Origin of the sequence: Oceanibaculum indicum P24, from assembly GCF_000299935.1 — a bacterium.
GTDB lineage: Bacteria > Pseudomonadota > Alphaproteobacteria > Oceanibaculales > Oceanibaculaceae > Oceanibaculum > Oceanibaculum indicum.
Window position 1 is genome coordinate 68,760 of sequence record NZ_AMRL01000012.1, and the last position, 12,210, is coordinate 80,969.

Annotated in this window: 9 protein-coding genes; 8 read left to right on the forward strand and 1 reads right to left on the reverse strand. The window is 63.8% G+C overall.

The window, feature by feature from the left end; translation table 11 throughout:
* Positions 1-11 precede the first annotated feature (11 nt).
* From P24_RS10740 to P24_RS10775, 8 genes are all read left to right on the forward strand, one after another.
* A complete protein-coding gene (locus P24_RS10740) occupies positions 12-2,387 on the forward strand; it encodes a penicillin acylase family protein (protein ID WP_008944743.1) in 2,376 nt (791 codons plus the stop codon).
* A 48-nt stretch (positions 2,388-2,435) separates the two neighbouring features.
* Complete coding sequence (locus P24_RS10745; RefSeq protein ID WP_008944744.1) at positions 2,436-3,659, forward strand: threonine ammonia-lyase; 1,224 nt, start codon at positions 2,436-2,438, stop codon at positions 3,657-3,659.
* A 214-nt stretch (positions 3,660-3,873) separates the two neighbouring features.
* Entirely contained in the window at positions 3,874-4,734 is an 861-nt protein-coding gene (gene motA, locus P24_RS10750) for a flagellar motor stator protein MotA (protein WP_008944745.1), read from the forward strand.
* A 44-nt stretch (positions 4,735-4,778) separates the two neighbouring features.
* Entirely contained in the window at positions 4,779-5,942 is a 1,164-nt protein-coding gene (locus tag P24_RS10755) for a flagellar motor protein MotB (protein ID WP_008944746.1), read from the forward strand.
* Positions 5,943-6,078: 136 nt separating this feature from the next.
* The gene (locus tag P24_RS10760; protein ID WP_008944747.1) at positions 6,079-7,533 is read left to right on the forward strand and encodes a circularly permuted type 2 ATP-grasp protein; all 1,455 of its coding nucleotides are present in this window, start codon (positions 6,079-6,081) and stop codon (positions 7,531-7,533) included.
* Complete coding sequence (locus P24_RS10765; RefSeq protein WP_008944748.1) at positions 7,530-8,474, forward strand: alpha-E domain-containing protein; 945 nt, start codon at positions 7,530-7,532, stop codon at positions 8,472-8,474. The genes P24_RS10760 and P24_RS10765 overlap by 4 nt, the downstream gene beginning before the upstream one ends.
* A gap of 9 nt (positions 8,475-8,483) precedes the next feature.
* Entirely contained in the window at positions 8,484-9,290 is an 807-nt protein-coding gene (locus P24_RS10770) for an arginyltransferase (RefSeq protein WP_008944749.1), read from the forward strand.
* Positions 9,291-9,490: 200 nt separating this feature from the next.
* Positions 9,491-10,597, forward strand: coding sequence for a TRAP transporter substrate-binding protein (locus tag P24_RS10775; RefSeq protein WP_008944750.1), 1,107 nt, complete (start codon positions 9,491-9,493; stop codon positions 10,595-10,597).
* A gap of 81 nt (positions 10,598-10,678) precedes the next feature.
* On the opposite strand, the gene P24_RS10780 is transcribed toward P24_RS10775, so the two are convergent.
* Positions 10,679-12,205, reverse strand: coding sequence for a TRAP transporter large permease (locus P24_RS10780; RefSeq protein ID WP_008944751.1), 1,527 nt, complete (start codon positions 12,203-12,205; stop codon positions 10,679-10,681).
* Positions 12,206-12,210 lie beyond the last annotated feature (5 nt).

The window sequence follows — 12,210 nt, forward strand, 5'->3', positions numbered from 1 at the left end:
GAGCAACAGGCATGCGGCGCTGGCTGAAACGAATCGGACTCGCCGCAGGCATCCTGCTCCTGCTGCTGGTTGTCGCCGGAACCGGCTTCTTCTTCTGGCTACGCACTTCGCTGCCACAGCTAGAGGGCAATGCTCCCCTGCCCGGCCTGACCGCCGATGTTTCGGTGATCCGCGACGAACACGGCGTCCCGACCATCCGCGCGGCCAGCGAAGCCGATGCCTACCGCGCGCTCGGCTATGTCCACGCCCAGGACCGGCTGTGGCAGATGGAGCAGATGCGCCGTCTCGGCGCCGGTCGCCTGTCGGAACTGACTGGCGCCGCCACGCTGGAATATGACCGGCTGATGCGCACGCTGGGCCTCTATCGCCTGGCGGAGCGCGGCGTGGAACAGGCGTCGCCTGCTCTGCGGGAGGTGCTGGACGCCTATGCCGAGGGCGTGAACACCTGGCTGGATACCCATAAAGGCGCCTTGCCGCCGGAGTTCGTGCTGCTGCGCCAGCAGCCGGAACCCTGGCGACCTGCCGACAGCCTGGTCTGGGGCAAGCTGATGGCAATGCAGCTGACTGGCAACTGGCACGCCGAGCTGAAGCGCGCCCAGCTCTCCCCGTATTTCACGCCACAGCAGATCGAGCAGCTCTGGCGCACCGTTCCTGAAGCACAGCATGTTCCGGCAGCGATGGCGCCGCTGCCATCCGGCCTCGCAGCGCGCGTGCTGGCGGCCCTGCCCCCGGCACTGACGCCCCGGCGTGCCTCCAACATCTGGGCGCTGGATGGCAACCGCACGGCTAGCGGCAAGCCGCTGCTGGCGAACGATCCGCATCTCGGCCTGACCAACCCGGCGCTGTGGTACCTGGCGCGGATCGAAGTGCCCGGCCTCACCCTGGCCGGCGCCACCGTGCCGGGCGTGCCGATGCATCTGATCGGCCACAATGGAAAAGTCGCCTGGGGCTTCACCACCACCCATGGCGATACGTCGGACATCTTCATCGAGAAGATCGACCCGGCGGATGCCGGCCGATACCTGGCTCCCGAAGGCAGCGTTCCCTTCGAGAGCCGCGAAGAGATCATAAAGCTGCGCGGCGGTGAGGAGGTTACGGTCACGATCCGCGCCAGCCGGCATGGCCCGATCGTCTCCGACACGCATGGCGGCAGCCGGCAGGCGCTCGCCGCCTATGGCAAACCGGAGGAATTTGCCCTCGCCCTCTCCGCCACCCTGCTTGACCCCGATGACCGCACGGCGGAGGCGCTGTTCCGTATGAACCGCGCGGAAAGCGCGGTGGATTTCCGCACGGCGCTGCGCGATTTCCATGCGCCGCAGCAGAACATCGCCTTCGCCGATATCGAGGGTTCCATCGGCATGGTGACCGCCGGCAAGGTACCGGTCCGCCGGTTCGGCGATGGTTTCCTACCAGCCCCCGGCTGGACCGGGGAATATGACTGGGCCAGCTTCCTGCCCTTCGAGGAATTGCCGCAGCATTTCAACCCGCCTTCCGGCCGGGTGATGAATGCCAACAATGATGTCACCGGGCCGGACTATCCGCATTATCTGGGTCGCAGCTTCGACACGCCGCACCGCGCCCGTCGCATTGCCGAACAGCTGGAGAGCGGAAACAAGGCCGATGTGCAGGCGATGACAGCGCTGCAATATGACGCGCTGGATCTCGCCGCGCCGGAACTGCTGGCGGTGATCCTGCCGATGCTGCCGGACGGCCCGGCCCGCCAGCTGCTGTCCGGCTGGGATGGGCAGATGCTGCGAGACCGGCCGGAACCGCTGCTGTATCACGGCTGGCTCCGGCACTTGCCGAAACGGCTGCTGGCGGACGAGTTTGCGCCTAGCGGTCAGGAAGTGCCATGGCTCGCCAATCATCAGCTTGCCGGCATGCTGCGTGGCGATGGCGGCTGGTGCGATGACATCTCGACAGCGGACCGGCAGGAAAGCTGCACCGATATTGCGCGGGCGGCGCTGGACGACGCGATAACGGAACTCTCGGCGGACTATGGGGCGGAGATGATGGCGTGGCGCTGGGGCGATGCGCATCGCGCGCGTTTCTCCGGCATGGTGCTGGGGCGCATTCCGCTGCTGGGCCCGCTGTTCGACGTGGTGGTCGAGACCGATGGCAGCAACACCACGGTCAATCGCGGGACCAGCCGCCTCGACAACGACGATGCCCCCTATCGCCATGTGCATGGGGCCGGCCTGCGCGCGGTATTCGACCTGTCCAGCCTCGACGACTCGCTGTTCATCCAGGCGCCGGGGCAGTCCGCCAATCCCTTCTCTCCGCATTATGACGATCTGGCCGGGGACTGGAGCGTGGGGCGCTATCTGCGCGTCACTGCCCCACAGGGACAAGCCATGCGGGAACTGCGCCTGACACCCGCCCCCTGATCGGACTATGCTGCGCGATCCGATCCCGATACCCATTTCAGGCTAGGCATGACCGTCACGCTGCACGATATCGAACAAGCCGCCGCCCTGCTTGCAGGCAAGCTTGTCCGTACCCCACTGGTCCCGGCGGTTGGCCTCAACGAGGAGCTGGGCCTCGACCTGCATCTGAAGCTGGAGAATCTGCAGCGTGCCGGCTCCTTCAAGTCACGTGGCGCCTTTGTGAAGATGAGCCGCCTGCCGAAGGAAGCCACGCGCAATGGTGTGATCGCCATGTCGGCGGGCAATCATGCGCAGGGCGTTGCCTATGTCGCGCGCGAACTGGGCATCCCCGCGACCATCGTCATGCCGGAGAACACGCCCTTCATGAAGGTCGAGCGGACGCGCCGCTATGGCGCACGGGTCGTTCTCAAGGGCGAGACGCTGAGCGAATCCGCGACCTTTGCCCGTGACCTGGCGGATGCCGAAAAACTGACCTTCGTGCATCCCTATGACGACCCGGACATCGTCGCTGGCCAGGGTACGCTGGCGCTGGAAATGCTCGCCGACAATCCGGGCCTTGATGTCCTCGTGGTCCCGATTGGCGGCGGTGGGCTGATCGCCGGCATTGCGACCGCCGCCAAGGCGCTGAAGCCCGGCATCGAGATCATCGGCGTCGAAGCCGCGCAATATCCCTCCATGTATCAGGCGCTGCACGGCGAGACGCCGACATCGGGCGGACAGACTCTGGCCGAGGGTATTGCCGTGAAGATTCCCGGCGCGCTGCCGCTGGAGATCGTGCGCCAGCATGTGGACGACATCCTGATGGTGGAGGAGAGCGCCATCGAGCGTGCCGTCCAGCTGCTGGTCGAAATCCAGAAGATTGTCGCCGAGGGCGCGGGCGCGGCTGGAATAGCAGCACTGCTGGCCCATCCGGAGCGGTTTCGCGGTCGCCGCGTCGGCGCCGTCATCTGCGGCGGCAACATCGATACGCGGATGCTGTCTTCCGTGCTGCTGCGCGGTCTCGCCCGCGACGGCAAGCTGGTGCGCATCCGCAGCGAGATCAGCGACAGCCCCGGCACCCTGGCAAAAATTGCCGGACTGATCGGGGACAGCGGCGGCAATATCGTCGAAATCTACCACCAGCGCCTGTTCTACAATGTGCCGGTGAAGCTGGCCGAGCTGGATGCCGTCATCGAGACGCGCACCTCAGATCATGTGCGCGAGATCGTGGAAAGGCTTAATAAGGCTGGCTTTCCGACACGGCTTCTGGGCGGTGCCACGCCAGAAGAATGAGGTTAATACCGTATATGGCATAACCCTTGCTTCGTCGTTTATTATCGGTGCGCGCAAGTACCGCGCCACGCTTTTTCGCGAGGATAAGACGTCGATCGTTTCTTGTGATAAAAGAATATTAACGAAGACTCCTTATCAAGGCGCGGACAGAGCGGGCGGCGGGTGTCCAGAACGGGCATCCTGAGCGGATGGGCAAGACAGAGGAAGCAACGGCATGTTCATCATAATCGGCTGGGTTGGCGTGCTGGTCTTCTGCTTCGGCAGCTATATGGCGATGGGCGGCAAGATGGGTCTGCTGTGGCAGCCCTTCGAGTTCACCCTCATTTTCGGCAGCGCCTGTTGCGCCTATGTCGTCGCCAATCCGAAGCATATCCTCGGCAAGACCGGCAAGGCCTTCGGCATTGCGATGAAGGGGCCGAAATACAAGAAGGAAGACTATCTGGAGTTGCTCAGCCTGCTCTACGCCATCTTCAAGCTGGCCAAGACCAAGGGCATGCTGGCGATCGAAAGCCATGTCGAGCGCCCGGAGGAAAGCTCCCTCTTCCAGTCCTTCCCGAAATTCGCCGCCGACCATCATGCGATGGAATTCCTCTGCGACTATCTGCGCATGATGACGCTGGGCACCGATAATCCGCACGAGATGGAATCGCTGATCGACGAGGAGCTGGAAACCCACCACCATGAAGCCGAAACCGTCGGCGGCGCGGTGCAGACCATGGCGGACGGCCTGCCGGCGCTGGGTATCGTGGCCGCCGTGCTGGGCATCATCAAGACCATGGCCTCGATCACGGAGCCGCCGGAAGTGCTGGGCGGACTGATCGGCGCGGCGCTGGTCGGCACCTTCCTCGGCATTCTGCTGTGTTACGGCTTCGTCGGCCCGCTGGCTGGCGCCATCAAGAACACCAACGAGGCGGATGCCAAGTATCTGGCGGTTATCAAGGCCGGACTGCTGGCCCATCTGTCCGGCTATGCCCCTGCCGTGTCGGTGGAATTCGCCCGCAAGGCCCTGTGGAGCCATGTGCGCCCGACCTTCTATGAAGTTGAAGAGGCGGTCGCCGCCCTGCCGCCCGTCTAGGGCGGCGGACGGCTATCAGGGAAGAATAGGAAAGCGGAACCGGAATGGCTGGCGACAACCATCCAGAACTTATCATCAAGAAGGTCAAGAAGGGTGGCCATGGCGGCCACCATGGCGGCGCCTGGAAGGTTGCCTATGCCGACTTCGTGACCGCGATGATGGCGTTCTTCCTCCTGCTGTGGCTGCTGAACGCAACCACGGAGGAGCAGAAGATGGGCATCTCCAACTATTTCGATCCCAGCGCCATTTCGCGCTCCAGCCGGTCCGGTTCGGGCGGTGTGCTGGGCGGCACCTCCGTCACCGTGCCCGGCGCGCTGAAATCTGCCTCCTCGCCGCCGATGATCTCGACCCCGGCGCAGACCCGGCCGCAGGCCGAGCGCACAGAGGCCAACGAGCCGGATTCCGACGATCCGGAGAACATTGAATCCAAGTTCGGCAGCCAGGAACTGGAAAGCGGCAGCCGCTATTCCGAGATCGGGTCCGGCCCGGAAAAGGGGCGCGGCAGCAGCGACAAGGAAGCCGACGGCGATCTGAGCAACCGCGGCCAGGGCCAGGAGCCCAATGTCGGCCAGGGGCCTGAAACCGAATCCGGGAGCGGCAAGAGCCGCCAGGCGCAGCTGAACGCACAGCAGCTTGAACAGGCCATGGCCGAGCGCGAGCGCCAGCAGTTCGAGATCGCCGAGGAACAGCTGCGCACAGCTATCGAATCAGACCCCTCCCTGTCCGGTTTGAACGAGAATATCGTCGTTGAGCAGACGCCCGAAGGGCTGCGCATCCAGATCGTCGATCAGGAAGAGCGCGCCATGTTCCCGCTGGGCGGCTCCAACATGTACGACTACACCCAGCAGCTGATGGAGAAGGTCAGCCAGGTCATCGGCCGCCTGCCCAACAAGATCACCATCACCGGGCACACCGACGCCCTGCCCTATCGCGCCGGCAATGGCTACACCAACTGGGAACTGTCGGCCGACCGCGCCAATGCCAGCCGGCGTGCGCTGGTCAATGCTGGCCTGCCGGAAGACCGTATCGGCTGGGTTATCGGCAAGGCAGACAAGGACCCGTTCGTGCCTGAAGACCCGCGCTCGGCACAGAACCGCCGCATCAGCATCGTGCTGCTGCGCGACCAGGTCTATCGTGAACGCACCAATACCGCCGCAGCCGAGGCACCGGCCCGCCCGCAGCAGGCCCAGGCGCCCGCGCCCCGCTAGGTTCTGACGGAAACCGCTTGATTGTCAGGCGGTTTCAGCCAACCCTTTAATATATATTTTAACAGCCGCCGATGCCGCCCAGGATGGCTGGCGGCGCGGGGTGGCGTTCGGCCCGCCCCGGAGAGGAAAGGTGAGGATGGACGGAACAGCGACGCAGCCCCTGCTCTCCGACTATGAAGCCTCAGGCTATTACTGCGAGCTATTTGGCACATCGGACCGGCCTGCAACGCACAATGCCGGCCTGATCGAACGACTGCAGGGTATGAGCACGGAAGAGCTGGTGCGCCGCGCCCGTGCCGCGGAGCGCGAACTGTTCAACCTTGGCATCACCTTTACCGTCTATTCGGAAAGCGACGCCATCGACCGTATCCTGCCCTTTGACGTGATTCCGCGCGTCCTGTCGGCGGCCGACTGGGATCATCTAGAGCGTGGCGTCATCCAGCGGGTGACGGCGCTCAACCTGTTCCTGAAGGATATCTACGGCGACCAGAAGATCCTGAAGGACGGCGTCGTGCCGGCCGATCTGATCTTCGGCAACAAGAATTTCCGCCAGCAGATGGTCGGCGTGAAAGTCGCCCACGATACCTACGTCCATGTCTGCGGCGTTGATCTGGTACGCGACGAGGCCGGAGAGTTCCTGGTGCTGGAGGATAATGGGCGCTGCCCGTCCGGCGTATCCTATGTGGTGGAAAACCGCCACATGATGCAGCGCACCTTCGCCGACCTGATGGGCGGCGTTGGCATCCGTCCCGTCGGCAATTACGGCCAGATGCTGCTGGAAGCCTGCGCCGACATTGCCCCGGCCGACATCCAGGACCCGACTGTCGTGCTGCTCTCCCCCGGCACTTACAATTCGGCCTATTTCGAGCACATCTTCCTGGCCCGAGAGATGGGCGTGCCCCTGGTCGAGGGCCGCGACCTGGTTGTCGAGAACGACCGCGTCTATATGCGCACCATCTCCGGCCTGCAGCCGGTTCACACGATCTACCGCCGGATCGACGATGATTTCCTCGATCCAGAGGTGTTCCGCCCGGACAGCATGCTGGGCGTACCCGGCCTGATGCGTGCCTACCGCGCCGGCAATCTCGGGCTGGCGAATGCGGTCGGCACCGGCGTTGCCGACGACAAGGCCGTCTATGCCTACATGCCGCGCATCATCAAATATTATCTCGGCGAGGACCCGGTCCTGAACAATGTCGAGACCCATATCTGCCGGGAGCCCGAGGGTTTGCGCTACACGCTGGACCACCTGTCCCAGCTGGTGGTGAAGCCGGTCGGTGAATCGGGCGGCTATGGCGTGATGATCGGTCCGCGCGCCAGCCTTGAGGAGCTGGCCGACACAAGGGAGAAACTGCTGAAGGACCCGGCCAATTTCATCAGTCAGCCGATGGTGAAGCTGTCAGTCTGCCCAACCCTGATCGAACAGGCGCTGGAACCACGCCATGTCGACCTCCGCCCCTTCGCCGTCACCGGCCAGAAGACCTGGGTGCTGCCCGGCGGTCTCAGCCGGGTAGCCATGAAACGTGGATCGCTTGTCGTGAATTCTTCGCAGGGCGGCGGCTCCAAAGATACCTGGGTGCTGGAATCGTGACGGTCCTGCTCTCCCGTTACGCCGAGTGCGTGTTCTGGATGGCCCGCTATATGGAGCGGGCCGAGAATCTCGCCCGTATCCTCGATGTGCACGAAACCTTCACGCGTGATCGCAGCGGCAGCGTTAACTGGAGTTCCGTCGTCTCCATTTATTCCGACGACGCCCGCTTCTACGAACGTCATGCCCAGGCAAACGCCAAGGCGGTGCTCGATTTCTACCTGCTGGATCGGGACAATCCCAGCTCGATCCTGTCGTCGATCCGCGCCGCGCGGGAAAATGCGCGCACGCTCCGGCCGCTGATCAGCACCGAGATGTGGACCCACATCAACGTGTTCTACAACAATATGAACGCGATGACCCAGGCCGACATCGCCATGGCCGGCGTGTCGCAGACCTGCGCGCAGATCAAGGAAAACTGCCAGACCCATTTCGGCATCACGGAGGGTACCTTCTACCGCGATGCCAGCTGGTACTTCTATCTACTTGGAAAATATCTGGAACGCGCCGACCAGACCTCGCGCATCCTGGATATCAAGTACCATCTTCTGGCGCCCTCGAATCAGGCGCTGGGTGCCGCCATCGACACCAGCCAGTGGAACGCGCTGCTGCGTTCCGTCGCCGGCTACCACGCTTTCCGGCGGGCGCATTCGCGGGGCTTCAGCCCGGCGCTGGTTGCCGACTTCCTGCTGTTCGACAGCAGCTTCCCACGGTCGGTCACCATGTGCTTTCATATGGTGGATGATCTGCTGCACCGGATGCGCAGCCGCTACGGCTTGCGCGGTGGCGCGGCGGCGCTGGAGCGGCTGGACGAGGTCCGGGCCGCCCTCGACGAGCAGAAGATCGACAGCGTCCTGAAGGAAGGGCTGCACGAGTTCGCGGACTGGATTCAGCGTCAGGCCATGGATATCGCCGGCGATATCCAGCGCGAATTTTTCGTATAGGAGCACGACATGTTCCTGGGAGACCGCAACATTCTGACCGCGCCGGTCTATTTCTTCCGGACCGCGCCGATGCCCTGTCCCTACCTGAACAACCGGGTGGAGCGGCGGCTGGTCGCCGATCTGGGCAAGGCGGTCACCCAGGCGCATTATGACCAGCTTGCCATCGCCGGTTTCCGGCGCAGCCAGAACCTGGTCTATCGGCCGGCCTGCCCCGGATGCCAGGCCTGTGTGCCGGTGCGCCTGCGCGCCCGCGATTTCCAGCCCAGCCGCAGCCAGCGTCGGATTCTGCGCGCCAATGCCCACCTGCATGGCGAAGCGGTTCCCGCATCGGCCAGCTGGGAGCAGTACAGGCTGTTCACCGCCTATCAGGCCGGACGGCATCTCGGCGGCGAGATGTCCTTCATGACCTATGAGGATTATCGGGACATGGTCGAGGTGTCGCCCATCGACACCTGGCTGGTGGAATATCGCGACCGTGACCAGAAGCTGGTGGCGGTCATGCTGGCGGACCGTCAGAGCGACGGGCTGTCGGCGGTGTACAGCTTCTACAATCCGGCGGCGCCGCGCCACGGGCTCGGCACCTTCATGATTCTGGATGCCGTCAACCGCACCCTCCAGGCCGGGCTGGACTATCTCTATCTCGGCTATTGGATCAAGGGCAGCCAGAAGATGGCCTACAAGACCCGCTTCAGGCCGCTGGAAGGCCTTGGCATGAATGGTTGGGAACTGCTGGACCCGGAGAACCCCGAAGTGTCGCGCTGCGGCACCGACCGGCCGGCCCCCACCATGTTCGCCAATCCCGGCCTATATCCGTGACCCTATATCCGTGCCCCCTATATCCGTGACAGCGGATAAAGTTTGCCACAAACTTCACCCACGGACGCGGTCGCCAGTTGCGGCGGCTTTCGGACCGAATATAATCCGTGCGCATATTTGATTCTGCGGGCTCAAGAAACCGCACGGCAGATAAGCAAGACCGCGGGTCACAAGACCCGACAGCAACAGGGAGCAAACGTATGGAACGTCGTAAATTTCTGAAGAGCGCTGCGCTTGGCGGTGCTGGCGTCGCGGCTACCGCCGCGGCCTTCCCGGCCCCGGCCCTCAGCCAGGGCAAGATGGAATGGCGCATGGTCACCAGCTGGCCGAAGGGGCTTCCGGGCCTCGGCACGGGTGCTGAACGCCTGGCCAAGCGCATCACCGATGCCAGCGACGGCCGCCTGACCATCAAGGTTTTCGCCGGCGGCGAGTTGGTCCCCGCCCTTCAGGTCTGGGACGCCGTGTCCAGCGGCACCGCCGATATGGGCCATGACGCAGCCTATTATCACATGGGCAAGTCGGCCGGCACGCCGTTCTTCTCGACCGTGCCGTTCGGCATGACCACGCATGAGCTGAACGCCTGGATCAAGTGGGGCGGCGGACAGCAGCTGTGGGACGAGTTCTACGCGCCCTTCAACCTGAAGGCGTTCCATGCCGGCAATACCGGTGTGCAGATGGGTGGCTGGTTCCGCAAGGAAATCACCAGTGTTGACGATCTGAAGGGGCTGAAGTTCCGCATGCCGGGCCAGGGTGGCCAGGTGCTGCAGAAGCTGGGTGCCACCGTTGTGCTGCTGCCGGGCGGTGAGATTTTCCCGGCCCTGCAGTCTGGCGCCATCGACGGCACCGAGTGGGTCGGCCCCTATAACGACCTGTCGCTCGGCTTCCACCAGGTCGCAAAATTCTACTACTATCCGGGCTTCCACGAGCCGGCCCCGGGCATCCAGGCGACCTTCAACAAGGCGAAGTTCGACGCGCTTCCGAATGACCTGAAGATTCTCGTCGAATCCTGCTGCGCCGCCGAGAACGAGTTGATGGTGGCCGAGTTCAACCAGCGCTCAGGCCCGGCCCTGCAGACGCTGATCCGCGATCATGGCGTGCAGCTGAAGCAGTTCTCGCGCGAGATCCTGGAGGCTTTCGGCACCAAGTCCGGCGAGTTGATGGAAGAGATTCTGGCCAGCAACGATCCGATGGTGAAGAAGATCGCCGAGGAGTATCTGAAGGCCCGCCGCCTGCTGATGAGCTACACCCGCATCACGGAACAGGGCTACACCAACGCCCGGTCGCTGCCCTTCAAATATCCGGGCTGATCGCGGCATCACGCCAACAAGAAACCCGCCCCGGGCAACCGGGGCGGGTTTTCTTTTGCCTGTTTTCGGTGGTGCCGGCGCTTATTTGAACTGGCTGGTCGGGTCCGAGAAGCTGTCCCCGCCACCAGGCGTCAGCGTGTCCTGGGTGCCCTTCAGCATATCCTCCAGGCTCTGCGGCGGCTGGTCCGAGCCCGGCACGCCGGCCGCTGGCGCCGGTTCGCCGAACACGATCTCCGGCAGCCAGGTCGCCAGCGACGGGAACTCCCACAGGATGGCGATGGCAATGACCTGGATCGCGACGAACGGCACCGCGCCGCGATAGATCGCTCCGGTACTGACCAGTTTTGCCGCCACACCGCGCAGATAGAACAGCGCGAAGCCGAAGGGTGGCGTCAGGAAGCTGGTCTGCAAATTCACGCCGATCATCACGCCGAGCCAGACCGGATCGACCCCCATCATCAGCAGCACCGGGGCCGTGATCGGCACCACGATGAAGATGATCTCGAAGGTATCCAGGAAGAAGCCCAGCAGGAACATCAGCGCCATGACCGCCAGGATCGCGGTGAACTGGCCGCCCGGCAGGCTGGACAGCACGTCCTCCACCACCTTCTCGCCACCAAGGCCGCGGAACACGACGGAGAAGACAGAGGCACCCAGCAGCAGGATGAAGACCATCGAGGTGATGGTCATCGTCGAGCGCATGACCTGCTTCAGGATGCCGAGATTGAACTGACGGTTGGCCGCCGCAAGGATGGTCGCGCCGACCGCGCCGACGGAGGCCGATTCGGTCGGCGTGGCGAAACCGGCAAGGATCGAGCCGAGCACCGCGATGATGAGCAGCAGCGGCGGCACCATCACCTTGATCACACGCAACGGCAGGCCACGGCGTTGTGCCGCCGTCATCTCAATGGCCGGGCAGCTTTGCGGGCTGACGACGGAGCGGATCAGAATCCAGATGATGTAGAGCCCTACAAGCAGCAGGCCTGGCAGCAGTGCGCCAACGAACAGATCACCGACCGACACCGGATCCGGCGCCAGATTCCCCTTGGCCAGCTGCGCGGCCTGGTTGGCGCCTTGCAGCATGTCGCCGATGAAGATCAGCACGGTCGAGGGCGGGATGATCTGCCCCAGCGTGCCCGAGGCGCAGATGATGCCGCTGGCCAGCTTCGGATCATAACCCGCCCGCATCATCGCCGGCAGGCTGAGCAGCCCCATGGTAACGACCGTGGCACCGACAATGCCGGTCGAAGCGGCCAGCAGCGTGCCCACCAGGATCACCGAGATGCCGAGGCCGCCGCGCAGCGTGCCGAACAGCTGGCCCATCGTCTCCAGCAGCGCCTCGGCGATACGAGAGCGTTCCAGCATCACGCCCATGAAGACGAACAGCGGCACCGCGACCAGCACCTCATTGATCATGGTGCCGAAATAGCGGGCCGGCAGGCTGGTCAGGAAGGCATAGTCGAAGACGCCCAGAAAATGGCCGAGGACGCTGAAGATCAGCGCCGTGCCGGCCAGGGTGAAGGCAACCGGGTAGCCCACCAGCACGATGAAGATCGTGACGATGAACATCAGCATGGCGATCAGTTCGCCGAGAAGAGCCTTATCCATCGTGC

What these genes read in the sequence shown, in the direction of transcription:
- P24_RS10755 (WP_008944746.1), top strand. Translation starts at nt 4,779, where the DNA reads ATGGCTGGCGACAACCATCCAGAACTTATCATCAAGAAGGTCAAGAAG.
- P24_RS10745 (WP_008944744.1), top strand. Translation starts at nt 2,436, where the DNA reads ATGACCGTCACGCTGCACGATATCGAACAAGCCGCCGCCCTGCTTGCA.
- P24_RS10770 (WP_008944749.1), top strand. Translation starts at nt 8,484, where the DNA reads ATGTTCCTGGGAGACCGCAACATTCTGACCGCGCCGGTCTATTTCTTC.
- P24_RS10775 (WP_008944750.1), top strand. Translation starts at nt 9,491, where the DNA reads ATGGAACGTCGTAAATTTCTGAAGAGCGCTGCGCTTGGCGGTGCTGGC.
- P24_RS10760 (WP_008944747.1), top strand. Translation starts at nt 6,079, where the DNA reads ATGGACGGAACAGCGACGCAGCCCCTGCTCTCCGACTATGAAGCCTCA.
- P24_RS10780 (WP_008944751.1), bottom strand. Translation starts at nt 12,205, where the DNA reads ATGGATAAGGCTCTTCTCGGCGAACTGATCGCCATGCTGATGTTCATC.
- motA (WP_008944745.1), top strand. Translation starts at nt 3,874, where the DNA reads ATGTTCATCATAATCGGCTGGGTTGGCGTGCTGGTCTTCTGCTTCGGC.
- P24_RS10740 (WP_008944743.1), top strand. Translation starts at nt 12, where the DNA reads ATGCGGCGCTGGCTGAAACGAATCGGACTCGCCGCAGGCATCCTGCTC.